Annotated in this window: 24 protein-coding genes; 8 read left to right on the top strand and 16 right to left on the bottom strand. The window is 59.9% G+C overall.

All coding sequences use genetic code 11. From position 1 onward, the window contains the following. Positions 1–5: 5 nt before the first annotated feature. The 7 genes from V7S54_RS29095 to V7S54_RS29125 form a co-directional block, all read right to left on the bottom strand. Entirely contained in the window at positions 6–755 is a 750-nt protein-coding gene (locus tag V7S54_RS29095) for an SDR family oxidoreductase (RefSeq protein ID WP_336409507.1), read from the bottom strand. A 363-nt stretch (positions 756–1,118) separates the two neighbouring features. Further along, entirely contained in the window at positions 1,119–1,895 is a 777-nt protein-coding gene (locus V7S54_RS29100; protein WP_336409508.1) for an ABC transporter substrate-binding protein, read from the bottom strand. A 128-nt stretch (positions 1,896–2,023) separates the two neighbouring features. Then, entirely contained in the window at positions 2,024–2,419 is a 396-nt protein-coding gene (locus V7S54_RS29105) for a VOC family protein (protein WP_336409509.1), read from the bottom strand. 72 nt (positions 2,420–2,491) lie between these two features. Then, on the bottom strand, positions 2,492–3,400 hold the full coding sequence (locus tag V7S54_RS29110; RefSeq protein WP_336409510.1) for a DMT family transporter: 909 nt from the start codon (positions 3,398–3,400) through the stop codon (positions 2,492–2,494). A 267-nt stretch (positions 3,401–3,667) separates the two neighbouring features. After that, entirely contained in the window at positions 3,668–4,123 is a 456-nt protein-coding gene (locus V7S54_RS29115; protein WP_336409511.1) for a carboxymuconolactone decarboxylase family protein, read from the bottom strand. A 24-nt stretch (positions 4,124–4,147) separates the two neighbouring features. After that, positions 4,148–4,564 carry a cupin domain-containing protein gene (locus tag V7S54_RS29120; RefSeq protein ID WP_336409512.1) on the bottom strand — a complete coding sequence of 139 codons (417 nt, stop codon included), beginning with the start codon at positions 4,562–4,564 and terminating at the stop codon, positions 4,148–4,150. A 159-nt stretch (positions 4,565–4,723) separates the two neighbouring features. After that, positions 4,724–5,932 (bottom strand): NAD(P)/FAD-dependent oxidoreductase, encoded by a 1,209-nt coding sequence (locus V7S54_RS29125; protein ID WP_336409513.1) that lies wholly within the window; start codon positions 5,930–5,932, stop codon positions 4,724–4,726. Between the two features lie 273 nt (positions 5,933–6,205). On the opposite strand from V7S54_RS29125, the gene V7S54_RS29130 reads away from it, so the two are divergent. After that, positions 6,206–6,745 (top strand): RrF2 family transcriptional regulator, encoded by a 540-nt coding sequence (locus tag V7S54_RS29130; RefSeq protein ID WP_336409514.1) that lies wholly within the window; start codon positions 6,206–6,208, stop codon positions 6,743–6,745. Between the two features lie 193 nt (positions 6,746–6,938). Here V7S54_RS29130 and msrA read toward each other — a convergent pair whose 3' ends face one another. The 4 genes from msrA to V7S54_RS29150 all read right to left on the bottom strand — a co-directional run bounded on the left by msrA (position 6,939) and on the right by V7S54_RS29150 (position 8,855). Further along, entirely contained in the window at positions 6,939–7,454 is a 516-nt protein-coding gene (gene msrA / locus V7S54_RS29135) for a peptide-methionine (S)-S-oxide reductase MsrA (RefSeq protein ID WP_336409515.1), read from the bottom strand. Continuing rightward, the gene (gene msrB, locus V7S54_RS29140; RefSeq protein WP_336409516.1) at positions 7,455–7,898 is read right to left on the bottom strand and encodes a peptide-methionine (R)-S-oxide reductase MsrB; all 444 of its coding nucleotides are present in this window, start codon (positions 7,896–7,898) and stop codon (positions 7,455–7,457) included. 168 nt (positions 7,899–8,066) lie between these two features. Next, positions 8,067–8,222: a DUF1127 domain-containing protein gene (locus tag V7S54_RS29145; protein ID WP_336409517.1), complete on the bottom strand. Its 156-nt coding sequence runs from the start codon at positions 8,220–8,222 to the stop codon at positions 8,067–8,069. 96 nt (positions 8,223–8,318) lie between these two features. After that, positions 8,319–8,855, bottom strand: a complete 537-nt coding sequence (locus V7S54_RS29150; protein ID WP_336409518.1) for a YkgB family protein — start codon at positions 8,853–8,855, stop codon at positions 8,319–8,321. Between the two features lie 267 nt (positions 8,856–9,122). Here V7S54_RS29150 and V7S54_RS29155 point away from each other — a divergent pair, with 267 nt between their 5' ends. After that, positions 9,123–9,761 carry a TetR/AcrR family transcriptional regulator gene (locus V7S54_RS29155; protein WP_336409586.1) on the top strand — a complete coding sequence of 213 codons (639 nt, stop codon included), beginning with the start codon at positions 9,123–9,125 and terminating at the stop codon, positions 9,759–9,761. A 46-nt stretch (positions 9,762–9,807) separates the two neighbouring features. Further along, a complete protein-coding gene (locus V7S54_RS29160; RefSeq protein ID WP_336409519.1) occupies positions 9,808–10,716 on the top strand; it encodes a LysR substrate-binding domain-containing protein in 909 nt (302 codons plus the stop codon). On the opposite strand, the gene V7S54_RS29165 is transcribed toward V7S54_RS29160, so the two are convergent. Then, complete coding sequence (locus V7S54_RS29165) at positions 10,713–11,669, bottom strand: alpha/beta fold hydrolase (RefSeq protein WP_442892624.1); 957 nt, start codon at positions 11,667–11,669, stop codon at positions 10,713–10,715. The two genes, V7S54_RS29160 and V7S54_RS29165, sit on opposite strands and share 4 nt — an antisense overlap. A gap of 345 nt (positions 11,670–12,014) precedes the next feature. Here V7S54_RS29165 and V7S54_RS29170 point away from each other — a divergent pair, with 345 nt between their 5' ends. From V7S54_RS29170 to V7S54_RS29180, 3 genes are all read left to right on the top strand, one after another. Beyond that, positions 12,015–12,455 carry a VOC family protein gene (locus V7S54_RS29170; RefSeq protein WP_336409520.1) on the top strand — a complete coding sequence of 147 codons (441 nt, stop codon included), beginning with the start codon at positions 12,015–12,017 and terminating at the stop codon, positions 12,453–12,455. 101 nt (positions 12,456–12,556) lie between these two features. Beyond that, the gene (locus tag V7S54_RS29175) at positions 12,557–13,879 is read left to right on the top strand and encodes an epoxide hydrolase family protein (protein ID WP_336409521.1); all 1,323 of its coding nucleotides are present in this window, start codon (positions 12,557–12,559) and stop codon (positions 13,877–13,879) included. Positions 13,880–14,434: 555 nt separating this feature from the next. Continuing rightward, the gene (locus V7S54_RS29180; protein ID WP_336409522.1) at positions 14,435–15,535 is read left to right on the top strand and encodes a DUF475 domain-containing protein; all 1,101 of its coding nucleotides are present in this window, start codon (positions 14,435–14,437) and stop codon (positions 15,533–15,535) included. 263 nt (positions 15,536–15,798) lie between these two features. On the opposite strand, the gene V7S54_RS29185 is transcribed toward V7S54_RS29180, so the two are convergent. After that, on the bottom strand, positions 15,799–16,809 hold the full coding sequence (locus tag V7S54_RS29185; protein ID WP_336409523.1) for a GSU2403 family nucleotidyltransferase fold protein: 1,011 nt from the start codon (positions 16,807–16,809) through the stop codon (positions 15,799–15,801). A gap of 472 nt (positions 16,810–17,281) precedes the next feature. Here V7S54_RS29185 and V7S54_RS29190 point away from each other — a divergent pair, with 472 nt between their 5' ends. Both V7S54_RS29190 and V7S54_RS29195 read left to right on the top strand, forming a co-directional pair. Next, on the top strand, positions 17,282–17,416 hold the full coding sequence (locus V7S54_RS29190) for a hypothetical protein (protein WP_336409524.1): 135 nt from the start codon (positions 17,282–17,284) through the stop codon (positions 17,414–17,416). 265 nt (positions 17,417–17,681) lie between these two features. Then, positions 17,682–18,599 (top strand): ArdC family protein, encoded by a 918-nt coding sequence (locus V7S54_RS29195; protein WP_336409525.1) that lies wholly within the window; start codon positions 17,682–17,684, stop codon positions 18,597–18,599. Between the two features lie 476 nt (positions 18,600–19,075). Here V7S54_RS29195 and V7S54_RS29200 read toward each other — a convergent pair whose 3' ends face one another. From V7S54_RS29200 to V7S54_RS29210, 3 genes are all read right to left on the bottom strand, one after another. Continuing rightward, positions 19,076–20,266: a DUF1173 domain-containing protein gene (locus tag V7S54_RS29200; protein ID WP_336409526.1), complete on the bottom strand. Its 1,191-nt coding sequence runs from the start codon at positions 20,264–20,266 to the stop codon at positions 19,076–19,078. A gap of 393 nt (positions 20,267–20,659) precedes the next feature. Beyond that, positions 20,660–21,064, bottom strand: a complete 405-nt coding sequence (locus V7S54_RS29205; RefSeq protein WP_223729078.1) for a type II toxin-antitoxin system VapC family toxin — start codon at positions 21,062–21,064, stop codon at positions 20,660–20,662. Next, positions 21,061–21,321, bottom strand: a complete 261-nt coding sequence (locus V7S54_RS29210) for an antitoxin (RefSeq protein ID WP_336409527.1) — start codon at positions 21,319–21,321, stop codon at positions 21,061–21,063. The genes V7S54_RS29205 and V7S54_RS29210 overlap by 4 nt, the downstream gene beginning before the upstream one ends. Positions 21,322–21,697 lie beyond the last annotated feature (376 nt).

Genomic DNA, 21,697 nt, shown 5'->3' on the forward strand with positions numbered 1-21,697 from the left:
GGCAGCTACATTTGCACAGTCATGCCGCCATCGACGGTCAGTGTAATGCCGTTGACGAAGCTTGCAGCGGGCGAAGCCAGGAACACGGCCGCAGGTGCGATCTCTTCCGGTCGGCCCCAGCGTTTCAGGGGAATGCGGACGTCAACGAAAGCCTGGAGCGCCGGATCGGCGGCCAGCGCCGCATTGGTCTCCGTCGCGAACCAGCCGGGCGCAATAGCGTTGACCGTCAACGTGTCGGAGCCGAGCTCGACTGCAAGCGAGCGGGTGAGTGCATCAAGGCCGCCTTTTGCGGCGGTGTAGGCTGGATCTCCAGGGCGCGCGGCGACGGCGGCGATGGAGGTAACGAAGATCAGCCGCCCGGAAGCGGAGCGGCGAAGGTAAGGAAGCGCAGCCTTCGCCATCCCGTAGGCCGCTGTCAGATCCGCGTTGATCAGAGCCGCAAAGGAGGCGGGGTCCATGGCGTCGGTGCCACGCCGGTCGCGCTCGCCAACCGCATGGATCAGGATGTCGAGCTGCCCCGTTCCCGCTACCGCGGCGTCGACAATCTCTGCCGCATCCGTCGCGACATCGCCTGGGGCGACATCGAGTGCGATGCCATCTTCGGCAAGTTGGCGGCGCACAGCATCAAGTGTCTCGTGGTTGCGACCGTTGATTGCCACCGCCGCGCCGGCTGAGGCGAGAGCCTTTGCCATTTCAAGGCCCAGCCCGCGACCGCCGCCTGTCACCAGTGCCGTCATTCCGCTGAGATCGAACATATCGGTCCCCGATGCCCGTTGTTTCCAGGCCAAAGCCATACAAGATCTTCACGAACGAGGTTTAGCGCCTGTCTCCCTATCCGCCAACCTCGGTGCAGCCGCGGCACCCATTTCCGAATGCGTCCGGCGTGTACTCTCGGGGATCAAATGGCACACGCATGTCTCGAACAAGGGCGGTGGAGATCGTCAGGGCAAGTAGCCTTGTCGAGATGATAGGCAGATAGCCTATGGCAGCAACCGTGGCGGGAAATGTCGGGGATATCGATCCCAGCACCGGCCGCGACTTGGTAACGATTGGGATGTGACCCGACCGCACCCATGGCGGGCGCGGTTGGATCTATCGAGAGGCCTGGGCCAAGCGCCTTACTTCATCGTGTAGACGTCGATCGAGAAGTATTTGTCGTTGATCTTCTTGTAGGTGCCGTCGGCACGGATTTCGTCGAGCGCCTTGTTGAGCTTCTCGCGCAGGTCATTGTCCTCCTGGCGCACGGCGATACCGACACCGTCGCCGACAAACTTCTTGTCGGTAATCGGCTCGCCGATGAGTTCGCAGCAGTTCTTGCCATCGGCGTTCTTGGTCACCCAGTCGAGCAGCGGCAGCATGTCGCCGACCTGCAGATCGAGACGGCCATTGACCATGTCGAGATTGGCTTCGTCCTGGGTCGGATAGAGCTTGATCTCCGCATCGGGATAGGTGGCGGTGATATATTCGGCCTGGGTGGTGCCGGATTGAGCGCCGATCACCTTGCCCTTGAGGGCTTCATTGGTGAACTCGGTGATGCCGGAGCCCTTTGGCGCAGCATGCGTCATCGCGGCGAGATAGTAGGGATTGGTGAAGGCGACCTGCTTCTTGCGTTCCTCGGTGATGAACATCGAGGCGATGATCAGGTCGTACTTCTTGGCAAGCAGACCGGGAATGATGCCGTCCCAATCCTGGGCGACCACTTCGCACTCGACCTTCATGCGCTCGCAAAGCGCAAGCCCGATATCCACATCGAAGCCGCCGATCTTGCCGGCGGGATCAATGAAGTTGAAGGGAGGGTATGCGCCCTCCGTGCCAATCTTGATCTTTTCTGCGGCCTGAGCCGATGAGGCGGTCGCTGCCATGATGGCCAGCATGGCTGCTGCAATCTTCTTCATTCGCGTTCCCCTTTGTTTGCATCATTCTTGATGCTTCCAGGGAAGACTATGTCGCTCCGGCCTATAAGCGAAATAGATAGGCGCGATAACCGGTATTGTTTTGGTTGATTGACGTTGTATGTCAGGTGTCACTTGTAGCGACCGTGGCGTTGAAGCACCTCGATCTTGTAACCGTCGGGATCGACCAGGAAGAAGAAGCGAGCGAGCAGGGCACCATCGCGGTTGAAAGCGACGATCTTGCCCGGGTTGAGGCCGGCATCGGCAGCACGTTGATGCTCTGCATCGAGATCGTCGACCGAGAGCGCCAGATGGCCATAGCCATCGCCGAGCGCATAGGGCTCGCTTCGATCCTTGTTGATCGTCAGCTCGAGCTCGAATTCGCTCTCCTCATTGCCGAGATAGACGAGGGTGAAGGTTTCGAAGTCCAGCCTTTCGACGACCTCTAGCCCAAAGGCCAGGCGATAGAAATCGACCGACTTCTTTTCATCGAGAACCCGGATCATCGAATGGATCGCCTTGGCCATCTGCCTCTCCTACAGCGTTGATTGCGGGCGGGGTAGCAGAGAGCGACGCTCAACGAAACCCCGCCTGGCTGCTCAGGCCTTCGCCTGCCGCCTCTTCAGTTGTTGCTCGCGGAAGAAGATGAAGAGACCCGAGGCGACGATCAATGCCGCGCCGACGATCACGGTCGGGCGGGGCGTGTCACCGAAGAAGAACCAGCCGAAGGCCACGGCCCAGAAAAGCAGCGTGTATTGCAAGGGCACGACAGTCGCGGCATCGGCAAGCTTGAGCGAGCGGTTGACCAGAATGTGCGCCAGCATCGCGACGATACCGAGCATGCCGAGCTGCACGAGTGCCTCGCCGTCGACAGGCGCCCAGCCGGAAGGGTTGGCCGCAACGCCGATGAGCGAGAAGATCAATGCGCCGACGATCTGCCAGAAGACGAGAGTAGTGTCCGGCGTTGAGCGCAGCGTGCGGCCAAGCATCAGTGCGAAGGCGAAAGCTGTGCTGCCTGCAAGCGCGATCAGCGCCGGCAGGCTGAAGCTCTCCTTGGAGGGTTCAAGCGCAATCAACACGCCGGCGAAACCGACGAGGATCGCCGTCCAGCGCCGCCAGCCGACCTTTTCGCCGAGCAGGAACGGCGAAGCGGCTGCAACGTAGATCGGCGCCGCCAGCCAATAGGTCATGGTATCGGCAAGCGGCATATAGGCGACGGCGAAATAGAAGGCCGAGGCATCAATCGCGAAAAGCAGCGAGCGAAGCGCCTGCAGTCCCGGCCGCTCGACCCTGAACATCGAGCGCAGGCCACGCCTGAGAATGAAGGGCGACAGGAACAGAAGTGCGGCAATGCTGCGGATCACCATCAACTGACTGACGGAATAGGTCGCGACCAGCCATTTCCCCATGACGTCGTTCAGCGAGAACATCAACATGCCGAGCAGCATGATGAGGACGCCGGTTCGGGCGGCGTCCGGGGCGGCTAGGGGAGCGGTGATCACGGTCATGTTGGTGCCTTCAACAAGTTGCGCACGCCATGACACATTCCGCCGGGCCGATCCATTGCCGTCTGCATATGGAACCATAAGATTTGCGAATGAATCGGTTTGGGCATTGCGCCTCGACCTCACGGGACAAGATTGGTTCCGACCGGGGCTAAATTGATTTCACCGTTTGCGGCGCATGTTCCGATCCAAAAGAGCTTGCCGTTTAGATCCCAGGAATTAGCAGAGAGCTTGCGGGCGCAGTGATTGCGCCCGCAACGGGCTATGAGATTACTTCTCAAGTGCTGCTTGCGGCGTATTGCGGAAACTGATCGCCATACGGTTATAGGCGTTCATCAGGCCGATCGCGATCGTGAGGTCGGTGAGTTCGCGCTCGTTGAACTCGGCGCGCGCAGCCTCATAGGCCTCGTCCGTCACGCCCGTCTCGGCGACGCGCGTGACGGTTTCGGCCCAGGCGAGGGCCGCCCGTTCACGCTCGTCAAAGAGGTGACCGGCTTCCCGCCATGCCTGCACCAGCGCGATCTTTTCGATCTGTTGGCCCTTTTTCAAAAGGTCGCGCGTGTGCATGTCGAGACAGTAGGCGCAATTGTTGATCTGCGAGATGCGAAGATAAACCAGATCCACCAGCACCGGCGGCAGGCCACTTTGCAGGACGTAGCCGTAGACACCGCCAAGGGCCTTGGCGCCGGCCGGTGCGATCTGGTTGTAGTCGAGACGCTTGCTCATTTGTTCGGTTCCTTGGGTTCGGGTCTACTCGATCGGGGTGGTCAGCGTTTTTTCGTCGCTATCAAGCACGAAGACGGCAAGCAGCCTTGCGGGCTTGATCTTGCTCGCGTTGCGGCTGACGAGGTGCCTGGACGCCGGCGGTTCGTACCAGCTCTCGCCGACGCGGTAGGTTTGTGTCGGGCCGTCATTGACCTTCGATTCGATTTCTCCAGAGAGAACGTGGGCGAAGATGAACGAGGAGTCCGCGTGACTGTGCGGGACGGAGGCTCCGCCCGGCGGGTATTCTACGATCACCACTTTCATCGTCTTGCCCGGAATGTTGGGTATCGCCTTTTCGAAATGCGGCGTGACCGTTTCGGTGGGGCCATGGGCGGTGGCCGGCATGCCGGTGGCTATGGCGGCGGCGGTGTAGGCTGCGCCTAGGATGAAGCGTGCATTCATGACGACATTTCTCCTTTCATGACGTCTTGTGGGAAAGCGAGCCCGTAGCCTTTCAGAGAGGATGAAGGAGCGGGCTCGCTTGTGGCAACCAACGCGATCAGCGCGCTGGTTGCCAATTGGTCGTTTCTTCGCCGTTGGGCCTCTCGGCCCCTTCCACGATCACGCAACGACGATGCGGAGCGGGTCGGCGGCGTCCAAAGCTGCTGCGCGATCGGCACTCGGCGGATAGATCCAGGTGGTGTTGATCTTCGTCTTGAGCTCTTTTGCTTCGGCGCCGGTCAGCTTTACCTGACGGTCCCATCCTTCGGTGTAGACGGCACCCCACGGGCCGAGATCGAGACAGGTGACGTACTTTTCCTGGCTGTAGGGAATCGAGGTTACGCCAAGCAGGTCGGCAGCGACGTTGTGCCCTGCGGAACGCCCGAGGTTCTGGGCGTGCTGGCAGCTCATCATCGTTCGGTTGCCGATATCGTCCGTTGCCGCACACGCGACGTCGCCGGTCGCAAAGACGTTCGCGTGGCCGATGACCTTGAGGTTCCGGTCAACGTGAAGACGGCCGAACGAGTCCTTGTCCGCGTCAATCTCCTTGGTGATCGGATTGGCGCGGGCGCCCGCCGTCCAGATCACGGTGGCCGCGTCGATACGCTCGCCGGATGAGAGGGTGACGCCATTATGGTCGATGGCAACGATTGGAGACAGCAGCCGTGTCTCAACGTCCAATTCCGAAAGCGCCTGCTCGATGACCGGACGCGGGCCCGGCCCGAGATCCGGTCCGATCGCATTGCCGCGCTCGACGATCACGACGCGAACGTCTGCGTTTTCTCCAAGCGCGGCGCGAAGACGATGCGGCAATTCGGCGGCCGTTTCGATGCCGGTGAAGCCGCCGCCGGCGACGACCACGGTGTTGCGTGCGCGGGTTTCCGGAAGACGACCCAATTGGGCGATGTGTTCCTCCAGCTCCGCCGCGTCGGCAAGCTGGTCGACATTGAAGGCATGGGCAAGCCCCGGAATATCCGGGCGGAACAGGACGCTGCCGGTCGCAAGAACAAGCTTGGTGTAGCCGATCGTCGTCTCCCTGCCGTCGTCATCCGCATAGGTAACGGCGTTGTCCGCCGTCGTGATGGACGTCGCATAGCCCTTGATGAAACGCACGCCGGCGTTGGCAAAGACCTCGGATAGGGGCGCCTTCATCTTCGCCGCATGCTTTTCGTAAAGACGGGGGCGAATGTGGAGTTCGGGTTGCGGCGCGATCACGGCAACCTCGACGGAACCGTCGGCCTTTCCTTGCTGGTCAAGTAGCCGCATGGCGCCGAGTGCCGACCACATTCCGGCAAAGCCAGCGCCGATAATCAGAATTCGTTCACGCATTTGTTTTCCTCAGACAAGGCTTCGCCATTGGCTGAGCGGGGGCCAGCCATCGTGCGATTGCCGTTTCGGTAGAAGTCTCCAATCCGGAGACGGTTTTCGCGATGATCCAATGCCGTCGCTTAACTACGACTAACTCAGTCGTAGTAAATCAGCAACATCGAATCCGGCCGATTTCGGAAACGCATTGTCAACGCGGCGAAGACGCCCAAGGACTTGCGCAGGCAAGGCTTCGATGTTATCTCCGACTACATTTGTCGGTGTTTTGGTGTTTCCGTGGCTCACATAAGCGCAGGCGTCGAATACGCCCTCCACTGTCTCCTGTTCCTCATCGAGGCAGAGGAGATAGGCCAGCCGGCAAGTGCACGCGATCTTGCCGAGCTGCAGAAGATTTCCCCCGAGTTCGTAGCCAAGCTTTTCACCAAGCTCCAGAAGGCCGGCATTGTCGTCGCCCGGGAAGGGATTGGCGGCGGTTTCGCGCTTGCCCGCCCCGCCACCAACATCACCGCGCTCGATGTCATCGAGGCCATCGATGGACGGAAGCCACTGTTCGAATGCAAGGAAATCCGCGGACAGTGCGCGTTGTTCGGCGATCGGACGCCCGCCTGGGCAGAGGACGGCGTCTGCTCCATTCACGCGGTCATGATCGAGGCCGAAAAACGGGCAAGAGAAGTGATGGCTGGCCATACGTTGGCGAGCATTGCCGGGCGCGCCGCCGCGAAAGCGCCCAAGGAGCATGCGGGTAACATAAAGGATTGGCTTGCCGCCCGGACGCCGCAGCGTCGCCGCCGCGGTGCCGTAGCGAAGGCCGGGTGATGCTCGGCGCCGCATACGTCCGCCTTTTCAAACGCCGTACGCTCCAATTTTCCTGTTCGCGAACAAACGACTTCGAGGGTGCGCGATGAACGCAGCCGCAAAGCCGCGTTCACCCCTTGATGTCGCCTCAGGCGAGGGAGAATTCGGGCAAGCTGGCCTGCCTGCCCGAATTCATGCCGGTATCAGCGTCCGGCTATTCCGCGGCGGTCCGCCGTGGCAGCACCCAGTTCCGGCGCGGGAAGTGGCAGGTGTAGCCGTTGGGGTAGCGCTCCAGGTAATCCTGGTGCTCCGGCTCCGCTTGCCAGAAGTCTCCGACGGGTTCGAGTTCAGTCACGACCTTGCCCGGCCACAGGCCTGAAGCGTTGACGTCCGCGATGGCGTCCTCCGCTATTCGCTTCTGCTCGCCGTCGACGTAGTAGATTGCCGAGCGATAGGACATGCCGATGTCGTTGCCCTGGCGGTTCTTTGTGGTGGGGTCGTGAATCTGGAAGAATACCTCCAGAATCTGCCTGTAGCTGATCGTCCCCGGATCGAAGGCGATCTCGATACCCTCCGCGTGGGTGCCGTGGTTACGGTAGGTGGCGTTAGGCACATCGCCTCCAGTGTAGCCCACACGCGTCGCGATGACCCCCGGGAGCTTGCGGATCAAATCCTGCATCCCCCAGAAGCAGCCACCGGCCAAAACAGCTCTGCCAGCTCTATCGGTCATTCAGATATCCTCCACCTGGTTGATGAACGCGCCGTAACCCTCGATCTCCATTTCCTCGCGGGGAATGAAGCGCAGGGAGGCGGAATTGATGCAATAACGTAGGCCGCCTCGATCCCGTGGCCCGTCGGGAAACACATGGCCAAGGTGACTGTCGCCATGCTTCGAGCGAACCTCGGTGCGGATCATGCCATGGGAACGATCATGCAGTTCTTCGACATTTGCTGGCACTATCGGCTTGGTAAAGCTTGGCCAGCCACAACCGGAATCGAATTTGTCGGAAGAGGCAAACAACGGCTCGCCGGAAACGATATCGACATAAATCCCCGGCCTCTTGTTGTCATTGTACTCGCCCGTGAAGGGACGCTCGGTCCCGCTCTGTTGAGTGATGCGAAACTGCTCGGGCGTCAGTTTTCGGATCGCTTCGTCTGTCTTTCTGTAGGTCATTTCCTTTTCTCCAATAGGGCGTGTTTCTTGGAACGGGCGATGAAGCTCAGGCTTCGCTGGCCGGCGCCACATCCGCGGCGCGTGGCCAGTTGCCTCGTTTTGGCCAGGACCTGGCCGATGCACCTCTTGCGCAATACCTCGCTGCACCGGCCCCGCGTCGTGGCTTGGTCACTTGTTGAACTGCCGGCGAGCGATATCGTCGATTTCGAAGCGGTAGATGCCGATGTCGTCGAGTTGGTGATCGCTGTAACGGCCTAGTTCCAGAGCGGTCTGGCGGTAGCGTTGGTGATCGCGGATTCTCGACAAAAGATAGTGCATGATCATGAGACGTTCCTTTGTTCAGCCGGCCACATCGCCGGAGATGGTGTAGTCGTAGATTGCAGTGGATGAGGCGGACCGTTGGGTCGCGCAATTCGTCAATCAGGCGCGTGCCGCACGAAGCGCCGCAAACGAGTCGATGGCGATCCAGACGGAGAGGGCGAAGAGCCCGACATCTTTGAGCAGGAACTGCCCGGGAGCGACCGAGATCGCTGGAAAGCCGAGCTCTGGCACAAACACACCGGGTGTCGTCACCATGAAGCTGATGGTCGTTGCGAAAAGCCCGGCCGAGAGCAAGCCGCCGACGAGCGAGTAGACCGGCTTTATGAACCGGGCCACGATGAGGGCGGCAATGCTTAGCTCGAGGATGCCGAGAAGGTTTGAGAAGCCTTCCACGCTGAAGAGCGAATAGGTCCAACTCAGCAAGGGATTGTTACTGACCAGGCCGATCAGACCCTCCGCTTCATAACGGGTGAACTTCATGCCGCCGAACCAGCCGTAGATCACGGCGAGCGAGCCATAAAGGCCAGCCGCAGTGACGGCCTGGCCGTGGCTATCGATCAGGTCGAGCGCGGAGGCGGCGGAACGAACGTGGACACGCGGACGCGCCGCGCTGTGGTGTGCGAGATCACGAGGCATTGTCTTCTCCTGGTTGGTGGCGTCGGGCCATTCTCCCGACTGGCCTAGTAAACGATACAGGTCTGTATCGATGTGAGCTTAAATATACCGATCTGTATCGTTTGGCAATCCTGCTTTTAGGAATTTGTTGTCGCGTTACCCGAGAAATACTGCTTAAAGGCTTGGAGGTGTGTTGGGCGCGGCGCCCGGGCAGCCGGCGCGCGTGGCTTGCATTTCTCGCAGAGCGCGATAAAATGATACAAATCTGTTTTGTTTTAAGGAGTGAACATGCGCCGCTCAGAGATCCGCGGACATCTGCTCGATACCGCCCTGCACCTGTTCAACCTTCACGGCTACCACGCGACCGGGATCGATCTCCTCATCGCCGAAGCCGGGGTGGCCAAGACGACGCTCTATCGGCACTTTGAAACCAAAGAGGATCTTATCCTGGCTGCACTTGAGCGGCGCGATGAACAATCCCGCGCCGAGATGCGCATCTTTGTCGAGCAGCGTACGAACGATCCCTATGAACGTCTTCTCGCGACCTTCGATTTCCTCGAAGCGTCGGTCCGGGACAAACAGTTCCGCGGCTGCATTTTCATGAGCGCGGCGGGGGAGCACAAGGAGGCCGTCGATCCGGTGTTCCGCGCCGCTTTGATGCACAAACGGCTGGTCCTCGCCTATTTCGAGGAGCTCGCGCATGCGGCCCGGTTCGCGGAACCGAAACGCATCGCCGACACGATCAACCTCTTGCACGAGGGGGCGACGGCCATTGCGCAAATGACGCGAACAGGCGAGCCGGTTCGGCAGAGCAAACGCATGGCGGTCAGTCTGCTCGCGCAGGAGATGCGCGCTTCTTCGGAACCATCGGCGAGGTCCGAGGGTGGAGAACAGCGAGCTACGGCTTCGAATGCCGGCGGAGCATAGGGTCATAATGACATAGGCAACACCGGAAGCGCCTGCGGGGGATACGATGGATCGTCTCGAAGCAATGAAAATGTTGCTGGCAGTCGTCGACGCCGGCAGCATTTCTGCAGGGAGCAGGAAGCTGAATGCTCCACTGCCCAGCGTCAGCCGCAAGGTTGCCGAACTTGAACGGCACCTGGGTGCGAGCCTCGTCGTGCGCACCAGCCGCAATCTTCAGCTCACCGATGCCGGCCGGGAATATGTCGAGGCGGCCCGAAAGATCATGGCCGACCTCGAGGAGGCGGAACGTCGGGCGTCCGGCGAGTACCAGACGCCTCGCGGCACCCTGACGATCACCATGCCGGTCGAGTTCGGCGCCCGCTATGTAATGCCGATCGCACTCAGCTACATGGAGAAGTATCCGGAGGTGTCGCTCAACCTGCTCTCGCTCGACAGGACGGTGCACCTGGTAGAAGAACAAGTCGACATCGCCATTCGGTTGGGCGACCTCGCCGATAGTTCTCTCTACGCGGTCAAGGCCGGTGAGTTCCGCCTGCTGACTTGCGCGAGCCCTGCCTATCTGCAGCGCCGGGGCGTGCCGGAGCATCCGAGCGATCTTGCTGACCATGACGGAATATTCTTCAATAAGCGGACTTTCTTCTGGACCTTCGATGTCGACGGCAACTCGGTGGAGGCGGTTCCTCGGACCCGCCTCGAGGTCAACACCGCCGCCAATTGCGTGGCAGCAGCGATCGGCGGCGCCGGCATCGCCCGACTGTTCGATTATCAAGTCCCCGACGAGCTGGCTTCAGGCGCTCTCGTGCCGGTTTTGGAAGCTTTCGACCAAAGGCCCCGACCGATCCATATTGTCTATTCCCGCCAAGGTCAGCTGACGCTGAAGGTACGGTCCTTCGTCGACTGGGTGCTACCTCACCTCCGCGCTGTCTGCAAACGAGGCGAGGAATCCAAGGCCTAGTCTGCGAAGGCGGCCCGCACCTCTTCAACAGTCCGGGCCGGATCCTGAAGATGCGGGAAGTGGCCGATACCTGCCAGAAGCTCGAACTCCGCATTGGTACGATCGGCAAACTCCTTGCCCATCTCCGCCTTGATGTAGATATCCTGGTCACCCCAGATCACCTTCACTGGAGTCTTGAGCTTGTGGAGATTGGCCTCGAGATAGTCCTCGTCGCGCGTGAAATGGGAGTAATAGAAGGCGAAGGCGTCGGCGCTTGTTACGCCGTCGCGTGCCCAGGAATCCTTCATGTCCGCCTGCACCTCGGTCGCCAGTTCGTACTGGGCCCCCGGTGCTAGGCCACGGCGATGCACGTTTTGCAGGATCTCGTCGCTGGTCTTGTTCATGTAGGCCCGCGTCGGCGTCGCCGTCGGCTCTGCCTTGAGGTTCTGCAGGCTTTCATACATGTACTGCGGCCTGTTGAAGGGGGCGAAATCGCCGACGATGATCTTCCTCGCCAACGTTGGTTCGTCGAGGGCCAAAAGCAGTGCGGGAAGGCCGCCGATATCCGAGGCGTAGATGACCAAATTCGATCGGTCGACGCCCGTCTTGTCGATATAGGCCCTGAGAACCTTGGCGTAGTCCTTCGGCGAATAGGAGAACTGTGGCGCCGAGGGGCGCGAAGACTGGCCGTAACCAGGCCAGTCGAAAGCATGCACCTCGTAGTCCTTGCCCAATGTTTCCGCGATCTCTTTCCAGACGGCCAACGTTTCCGGGAAGCCATGCAGGAAGAGAACCGTGCCGTTGGCGGAGGCTGGGCCGGTAACCATGCGCCGCAGCGTGATGGTCTCGTCAACCTTGATGAAGTCGATCTTCGGCCCGGTCACGGAGATGGCGGCGCCGGCGTGCGCTGATGCCGCCGACGCCATTGCCATGGAAGCGGTTACGACGAAATTCTTGAGCGATGGCTTAACCATGTCAGGCGTCCTTCTGGTCTGTCTGATCCTGACGAGAAGATCCTATATCCATTTGGTCACTGGCAGATGGTGTTTGTGAGAGGGACCCTCTTGAACTGAGCAAAGGCCGCCGGCGGCATGATGCCTGCTCTAATGCCCGTTCCTGCGGTGCCGCGACCTCCTCCTGCTCCCAGCCGCCCCGAACGAACCATGTGTCCGCATGAGAGGATGGCTCTCAATTTCGCTGGGTGCTGGCCGCCCGACCTCGTTCTTAGCTTTCCGCTCATTCGCGGATCGTCGGTTTTCGACAGCGATCCCAAGCGAACCAGCGAGACGAAAATCGCTCGCCTAAAAAGGAAGATCAGAATGAACGATATGACGCCCTCTTCGCAAAATGCGGTTGCGGAAAAAGCCAGAGCGCTCCCCGGCCACTCGACCGTCGGCACGAACGATCTCGACGCTGCCGCTGCCTACTATGACAAATTCCTCGCGGTCTTCGGCATCGGCCGCGTGCTCGTTCAGCCGGGACGTGCCGTCTACTACGGGCACCGGGCCCTCGAGTTCGGGGTGCTCAAGCCGTTCAATGGCGAGACGGCCATTGCCGGCAATGGTACGATGATCGCCTTCGAGGCCCGCTCGCGGGCGCAGGTGGATCTCGCTTATGCGACGGCCTTGGAAGCGGGCGGCTCGGACGAAGGCGCGCCCGGTCCGAGAGGCCCTTATGGCGGTGACCCCTACTGTGCCTATTTTCGCGACCCGGAAGGAAACAAGTTCCTGATCTACCGCAAAGGTCCCGACGAGGCCTGACAAATTAGCGTAGCCCGGGGCCTCGCCGCCATCGGTGAGGCTCCGGCATAACGTCAAAACCTGTCCGACGACGATTGTGAGTGTTCAAAGGGATTTCTTAAATGGACTTGGAAAACAAGGCTGGGAAGCGCCAGGTGACGCGGCGCTCGTTTCTGCTTTCAGGCGCCGCGATCGGAGTAGCGGCAGCGGTGCTGCCAGCGTCCGGCGTTGCCGCCAACGTCGCAAAAGCGCCGATCAGCAGCGACGACATCCGTCCCTTCAAGGCCGACATGCCCGAGACCGCCCTCGCGGATCTGAGACGCCGTCTCGCGGCCACGCGCTGGCCGGACAGTGCGACCGTCAAAGACCGCTCACAGGGCGTCGAGCAGCAGACGCTCCAGGAGCTCGTGGCTTACTGGCAGTCCGCCTATGATTGGCGCAAAGCGGAACGAAAGCTCAATGCGTTTCCTCAATTCCTGACTGATATCGACGGGCTGGATATTCATTTCATCCACGTCCGCTCGCGCCATGAGAATGCACTTCCGCTGATCATGACCCATGGCTGGCCGGGTTCGGTCTTTGAGCTGCTGGACGTCATCGCCCCGCTGACCGATCCGACCGCTCATGGCGGCAAGGCTGAAGACGCATTCCATATTGTCATTCCCTCACTCCCCGGCTTCGGCTTTTCGCAGAAACCAACCTCGACAGGTTGGGACGCACAGCGGATCGCCATGGCCTGGGACACGCTGATGAAACGGCTCGGCTACAACCACTATGTCTCGCAAGGCGGTGACTGGGGCGCCATCATCAGTGACGCCCTCGGGCGTCAGGCTCCGGAAGGGCTGCTCGGTATCCACGTCAACCGGATCGAGCGCGCGACGACGTTCCCAGCCGACGCCGCCCAAGCGCTGAAGAGCGGAGGGCCGGCTCCCGACAGCTTGTCGGCCGAAGAGAGGCAAGTTTTCGACGAGGCTCGCGACTTCCTGAACAACGGCTTTGGCTATGCTTCGATCCTCAGCACGCGTCCGGAGACGGTTGGCTACGGGCTTGCGGATTCTCCGGTCGGCCTGGCGGCCTGGCTTTACGACAAGATCGCGGATTGGGTGTTCACACGAGGCCATCCGGAACAGGCTCTGAGCCGAGACGATATTCTGGACAACATCACACTGTACTGGCTGACGAACACCGGCCCGTCGAGCGGACGCATCTACTGGGAAAACCTCAGGGCTGGAGTAAAGCTCACCGCGGCCAAAGTTCCTGTCGCCGTAACCGTGTTTCCGGGAGAGGTCTATCGGCCGCCAAGAAAATGGCTGTCAAAAGCCTATCCGAAGCTCGTCTACTATAATCACGCCTCGAGGGGCGGGCACTTTGCTGCCTGGGAGGAGCCGGAACTCTTCGCCGATGAGATCAGGGCGGGCTTCAAGGCGATGCGTTTTCGGAACTAAGTTCGTCTCCAAGCATGGCGGACAACGAATTGGCCAGGGATTGGCCGCGGCGACCACCGATTGGCAATCCTGACGGTCGATTGATTGATTGATGCCCGTCTCATTGGTCAAGCTCCGGGATATGGCCGGCAAGGTGCGATGACGCCTGGCCATTCGCGGTGAGTATCGCCGCGCACAAATCGTCAAGTTTCCCCCCTCGACAACGCCGCGATCACGAGGGTCGTTTGTGTCGGGCCGAAGCACGGCGCCATTGCGTGAGCGACATCCTAAAGCGAGCAGCGCCCTCTTGACGTTCCACCGGACGCTGCTAATTAGGAAGTGGTCCCGCCCTTAAGACATCGGACGCGGGATGAACACTGGTGCCGGGCCCCTCTGGCGAGAGTTTTTACGGCGCTCTCGTGATGTCGGTACCGCCAGCAAATTAGCCGGCGGATTAGCTCCAATGAAAACTGATCTCATGCCTCACGCATGTGCCCCTTCGGCCGTGCGCATTTCCGTTTTGAAACCGCATTTCTTCACCGAATCCGGCGTCGTTCGCGCGAAGGAGGCCCGTCGATGACACAGCCTCAATCGCATACGAGCGCTCTCGGCTATTTCAAATGGGCCTTCATTGTCACGGTGGTGGGCCTGGTGCTCGGCGCCTGGCTCGGTTGGCAATCGACCGGAACCATCGGCGGTATGGCCTCGGTCTTCTTCATCTGCACCGTGCTCGCGGTGCTCGAGATCTCGCTGTCCTTCGACAACGCGATCGTAAATGCCAACAAGCTCAAGGACATGACGCCCGCGTGGCAGCATCGCTTCCTGACCTGGGGCATCATCATTGCCGTCTTCGGCATGCGTATCGTCTTCCCGCTGCTGATCGTCGTCATTGCGGCGAAGATCGGACCGATCGAAGCGATCGTTCTGGCGGCAAGCAAGCCTGAGGAATACGCGCGCATCATGAACGACGCGCACCTGCCGATCGCAGCCTTCGGCGGCACCTTCCTGATGATGGTGGGCCTGACTTACTTCTTCGATCACGAGAAGGACGTGCACTGGATCAAGTGGGTCGAGAGCAAGATGGCCAGGTTTGCGACCATCAAGGGCATCGAAATCGCCTTCGTTCTCGCCCTTATTCTTGGCTTTTCGACTCTGCTCGAACCGGCAGAGGTCCACACGTTTGTCTATTCGGCGATCTACGGCCTGTTGACGTTCCTCGTGGTTGAGGTGGTCGGCGGTTTGCTCGATGCCTCACAACAAACCATGAGTGCGGCGGCAAAGGGCGGCTTTGGCGCCTTCCTTTACCTCGAAGTCCTCGATGCCAGCTTCTCGTTTGACGGCGTCATCGGCGCCTTCGCCCTGACACAGAACCTCTTCGTCATTGCGATTGGCCTCGGCATCGGCGCCATGTATGTCCGTTCGATGACGATTATGCTGGTTGAGAAGGGAACGCTCAACGAATACCGCTACCTGGAACACGGTGCGTTTTACGCGATCCTGATCCTTTCGGTCGTCATGTACTTCCAGACGCTCGTCCACATTCCGGAAGTGATCACCGGTCTTGGTGGCGCGGCGCTCATCGGCATCTCGCTCTGGTCTTCGATCCGCTACAACAAGCGCGAACGCGAACTGGAGCAGGTGGACACGAAGGATTCTGAGCAGCGACTGCGCGCCTGATAAGATCTTTGGATGTGACAACGAGCCCGGCGGACGCGTCCGTCGGTGCTGTTCGACACATACTTTTGAACTTTCGCCATCAAAATTAAGCAGAATCTACTCAAGGTTTAAAGCCTTGAGTAGATTGAGATTTAGACAAAATAGCAGATTCTCCATTAAGAAAGCTACGATTGGAAACGTTTCGCATCAGACCAGATCAAAGGTTTCTGCTGCGTCAATGCCAGATGCGCGGATTTTTGTGACTTTGATCGTAGCGCACGATGCTACCTCCAGCGGGGTGTTGGTGACTCGATATAGTTCACCTTCCACGCCTCATAGAAAGGTTGGAGTTCTACTGGCATCGCCTTCTCGAATTCTTCATCCATCGAAATATGCGGCATTCTCGCCTTTGTTGCCGACAAGACTGCCATGCCTTGCCTGCGGTCCTTCGGCTTTTTGCGTGGGTCGCGCTTCACTTGCGCCGACATCCAAAGTTTTTGCAAGCCGAAGTACCGAGGATCGGGTACTACCAAACGAGCAGGAGTCCCATCACGGGCAACGACAACATGGCTCAGATACGTTCCTAACAGCAGCCACTCCTGTTCCTCTAGCGGCAACGGGCTGGGCCTGTCATTGCTGATCATGTTGCCTACCGTCGACGGGGCGGCCAGAAGCTCAAATTCAAATGCTTTTGCATTCCTAACCTGAAAAGTTCGTTCTGTATTCACGGTGTAGGTGCTGTCCACCCCTTTCAACATTGCCATCACGCCTAAGTCTGCGTCATCTTTGACGAGGGCTGACCACGCCATATCGAAATCGTCGGTTTCGGTCGGAGCGTCATTGATCTCACCACCCGCCTCGATGCTGTAGGCAGGCATCGCATTCGTGCCCACCACAAGCAACTTGCTGCCGAGCATAGATCGCCGGTCCGCCTCGCGGAGAATTTTGGCCGCTTCGGATGGGATCATTGGCAGACGCAAGGAGCGATAAAGAGCGCAAGATTCTGTGAGCTTCCGAGCACTGGCTTGCCGACGCTCATTGATCTCGGTTTTGGATGACGTGTAGTTCGCCATGGCAGCCTCTGTCTCGTGCGACCTCGGGCCTAAGCTCTTGGCATTACCGATGCGGTCTAAGACCTGATAGAGGTACTCCTTACCCGATCTTTCCGCCCATTTCATTCCATATGGGAGTGCTGTCGCAGCACGTTCGGCTGCCATCCAGGTATCATAGTGTTGTTCGATATTGATCAGAACACGCTGCTGCTCATCTGAATACGGGGATGTGTACTCAACCATCGGAATTTGTCCTGCATTTCATCACGTACCATATCTTGCAGGACAAATTGAATTGTTTCAATAGCATAATTTACATAAACACCATCATTGGTTGAATATGCTTGCTCTTTTGGTGTCGTTCGATGCAATCAGCCCTTGTTGCCGTTGCAACGCGAAGCCGCCGCAGCGACGATGAACGCAAGTGCCGGCTGATTGCTCCCCAGATAGAGGGCGGAGCATGGGCGCGCTCGGCGCAAAGAGCGAGGCGGCTTGCGGGCGGCGATGGCACGGCTGCTCGATGGCCGCCCCGAGCGCACAGATGACGCGCTCACCGTCTCCAACCTGGCGTACGAAGCCGCCGTCAGCCGGGCGACGGCGAATCGTGCGGTCGGTCTTCTCGCCGAGTTCCGGACTGCCGAATCCTGCCGACGGCGATCATTACTCAAAGCCCTCAAGGAGCGCCCGTCCGCGCGCTCAAGCCGAGCTTCGAGCCATGCGCGGCACCGAGATCGCCGAATTGCCCGGCCTCGTCTACACGCCCGCCCCGTACAGCCAGGTGCTGACGCTGCAGGACGCCGGCCGGAATGCCGTCATCGAGAGGGTCTGCGGCACTGGCCCATTCCGGTAACGCCGGGGTTCTCCCCCTGAAGCGCGCCACGAGACGACGCTGGCTGAGAGGCGCGCATCATCCCGGCCGTTTTCTTCCGCGCGCCGATCATGGTCGGCGCCTCCTTAAGCGCGCCCGTCGGGACATGGCTCGGGTGTGGCAGACGCTGCCAGCCCATCAACCCTGTTCCGCACCAGCACCGAGAACAGGGTATGACGGGCAGGCTTCCCGCGTCTGCCCCTGCCGCCTCGCCCTCGACGGAGAGGGCGAGCTGAAGGAGGCACCCATGACCACAGATCGCAGACGCCAAACACCCATCGATATCTACGAGCGCGTCACCAACCAGATTATCGCTGCCATCGAAGCCGGCGCCGGCAACTACCGAATGCCCTGGCATCACGACGGATCGGCCATCACCACGCCCGTCAATATCGCCTCAACCAAGACCTACCGCGGCATCAACATTCTCTCACTTTGGGCTGCGGCGCACGCGGCAGGCTACCCCACCGGCATCTGGGGCACCTACCGCCAATGGCAGGCGCTCGGCGCCCAGGTTCGCAAGGGCGAGCACGGCCACCTTGTCGTGTTCTGGAAGGCTAGCGATCGCGACAAAGCGGATGCCCAAGACGGCGATCGCGAAAGTGACGAGCCCGCCCGCCGCATGTTCGCTCGCGGCTATTCAGTTTTTAACTGCGCCCAAGTTGACGGTTACACACGGCCCGTGATGCCGGTGTTGGCCGAGGCTGAGCGGATCGATCGGGCCGAACGGTTCTGCGCGGCTCTCGGCATCGACATCCGCCACGGCGGCTCGCAGGCCTATTACCGCCCGGCTACGGACCAGGTGCAGATGCCAAGATTCGCGTGCTTCCGCGACGCGGTCGCCTACTACGCCGTGCTGCTTCATGAATGTGGCCATGCTTCTGGCGCCAGCCACCGCCTCGGCCGCGATCTCTCCGGACGCTTCGGCACGGCTGCCTATGCGATGGAGGAATGCACGGTCGAGCTCTTGAGTGCGATGATTTGCGCCGACTTGGGCCTCAGTGTCGAGCCGCGGCCCGACCATGCCCGCTACATTGCCTCGTGGGTTGAGGTGATGAATTCCGACAAGCGCGCAATCTTCACTGCCGCCAGCAAAGCCCAGGAGATCGCCGACTGGATGCATGCACAACAGGCCGAGCAGGATGAGGCCCGGGGCGCCGCATAGGCGCCCCTTTCAAGAAGAACAGCCAAGGATCATCACCTGGCGAGCGAAAAAATTGCGAGGTGATGTTTGGGAAAGCCGGCCGCGGCGGCAGGGAAGCAGTTTTCGAATTGCCGGTTGCCGACATGGCGGCAATCGGCCAATTGAGTTTTTGTGAAGAAAGGACGTCCGGCAAAGCGAGCTATGTTGGCTCGTCGCATGACGGCACCTCTGCTGCCTGGCACCCCTTTAGCGGAAAAGAAGTTGCCGAAGGATGCAATGGGCTGTGGCCCCTTGGCGCCGTGCGCTTTCTCTGTCCGTAGAATCCGCATCTATCGTTTGACTGAGATCGATTTCGACCAGATTGAGCGGCGCTACCGGGAGAGGCTGTGCCTGTTCGTGAACTTTACGAAACGAACGCCTTCATTTGCTGCTTCCTTCATCATCTAACGAGCTTGCCCCGAGAAAAGACAATAACCATCCCTCCGGCATTCTCGCGATCACGGCAATTGCGGCATGTCCCCCTCGGCGATGCACCAAATCCAATGTGTCATCTCTGGTCTCGCCTCGATCATTTCCGCCAATGCCCGCTGGTAGTCCCCACTTGCACCGGCCGGGATGATGAACATCGCGACCGGGGAGGGCCGCTTTTCCGGCAAGGTGACCGACACGATTGGTTGCTCCTGTGGGAGATTGAAGCGTAGCCCTTTGACGAACTTGCGTCGCAGCGCAGCCAGTTTCTCCAGGAGATACCGTTCGTGGACGCTATCAAATGGGATCCAGTTCTCGTTCACCACCATCATCGCGACTTCTTCGACGGCAGCGACCCCGGATGCCGCAATCCCAAATGTCGCAATCATAACGAGATGCAGCTCATCGTTCGAACGCCATAACTCCAGTTCCGTTTCGTATTTGGCGTTGAGCCGTTTCCATGCCTCGTGTTCAAGCATGAGGGGAAACGGTAGATGCCGAAGCGCGATCCGATGCCCCACGCGTGCGGGTATGAACTCCTTCACTTCCGCCACCGCGATCATCAGTTTGCGCGGTCCTGTCCCGGACGCTTGCGCACCGGCAAGTGCGGTCGCTCGGCGCGCGGCAATTGCTTCCTTGTCCTCCTGACGGAAAGTTTCCGGCACAAACAGCATATCGCTGAGCTGACCGCCACGAGTCGTCATTTGCGACGCGGCGTTCATGAGGCTCGTGCGGACCCGACCCCAGCCGCGCTTTCCGGCCCAGGAGGAACGCCATTCGGTCAATTCACCCATTTCCCACAGGTAGTGCAACATTGCGCGCAACGATAGCTTCTGCGGCTCACTGCGAATGGCGCGCTCTGACGGACCCGCCGATTGAGATGCGGCCGCTCGCGGACCTTTCTTCGTCATCGAAAAATCTATCTTCAAGATTGCCCGGCCGTTCGCATCGACCTGAATGGCATTGCCGATTAAAGGACCGAGGCCGGACAACTCGTAAGGGGGGTCGTAGGAGGGGCAAGCCGGGTCGTGATCGCGCCCGGAAAGCGGCATGCGTTTGACGAAATGCTGCCCCTCGAGTTGCGCGATATACATCGGAACCGGCGGTTCCTTGCACTGACAATGTGGACGGAGCCCCTGTTCGTAAGCACGTGGAAGAATAGCCTGGAATTCGTTCGATTCCTCTTCGAACGACCTGTCGCCGATCAGAAACCGTCGCACATTGCATCTCCGCCGCCCATCCAAGGGGCCTGTAAGGGTCGGTGACGATGTAGCACGGATCCGTCGTGTAGACTATCGGAAATGTGATAGTATAAAGTGGGACGCCCGTGCAGCAGCGGTGGAGGAGGATGTTTTTCTGCGAAAGCACGCGTCCGAAGATGTCGGTGGAAACACGCTCGGCTACGAGAGCTTTCCGTGAATCATGTCGGACAGAGACGATGCGAATACGCTTAAACCAAACGGTGCGTCGGCCGCATCTGTCACAGCTGAAGCGCAGTGAACCGAAGACAGCACAGCGTGTTGCCGACGTCACGGTTGGTCATCTCGTCGTTGGCACTCAACCTTGACGATGATGTCGCGGTCTCGCGTGCGCGGCCCTGAACCTGTCGAGGCTCACACCGACCAATCCTCCACATGCAAGTTCTCAACCCTGTTGAACTCGCCGACATTGTTAGTGACGAGGGTCAATCCACGAGCTTTCGCCTGCCCTGCGATCAGCACGTCATAGGGGCCGATGGGCGTCCCCTTAGCGGCAAGGGCCGCCCGGATCTCGCCCGCGACAAAGGCGTCATTCTGGTCAAAGTCGAGGATCGAAAAATCCGCCATCAATAAACGCAACGTTTCCAGGTTGTGTTGGACCTTTGCGCTTTTTTGCGCTCCAAAATAGAGTTCATACGCGACGACCGAGGGTAGGCCGAGACTGCCCTGAGGGCTGTGGAGAACACGGCTGACCAATCTATCCGATTTTCGGCCGATCAAGGCAATGACAGCGTTGGTATCGAGAAGGTGCGAGATCACTGAAACACCGCGTCAAGTTCCGGTCGATCCTGCTGTTCCGGCTGCTCGCGCCCGCTCTCCATGAAGTCGTCACTCATGCCGCGGGCCAGCGCTGCCTTCAGCGACGACCACGGCTCGCCCGCCTCGACATGCGGACGGAGAATGAGAGCATCGCCCTCCTGCGTGATCTCCACGCGCTCGACGTTGAAGCGGAATTCCTTCGGCAGGCGGACGGCCTGCGAGTTTCCGGACTGGAATACCCGTGCAAGATGGGGCATGGTCGCCTCCCTTATGTATCTACAGAAGCGTATATACGGCTTTTTGACCCTCAGTTCAAGACAGGTCACTCGCATCCGGCGATCCGCCCGACCGGGCACTGTTTCGCCGGCGAGCCCGCTGCACGAAGCCTGCATCCAGTCTTCGCGCCTTGACGACGTGACGATCCCTTGCGTTCGGCGAGTTCCCGCGGGCAGGAGCTTCACTGCTCGGCGTTATAGCCCTCGCCGTTCGCAGCCGATCGCCGCGGCGAACAGTTCATTGTGTTCTTCCGGCGGAGGTACCATGGCTCGCGTCGAGGATCTCCATCGGCTCGCATTCGCTCGCAATGCTCGCAACTCATGAGCACGAACTGGGATTTCCCATGCCGCGCTGGGC

Source organism: Ensifer sp. CCNWLY38, assembly GCF_037120565.1.
GTDB classification, from domain to species: domain Bacteria; phylum Pseudomonadota; class Alphaproteobacteria; order Rhizobiales; family Rhizobiaceae; genus Ensifer; species Ensifer adhaerens_H.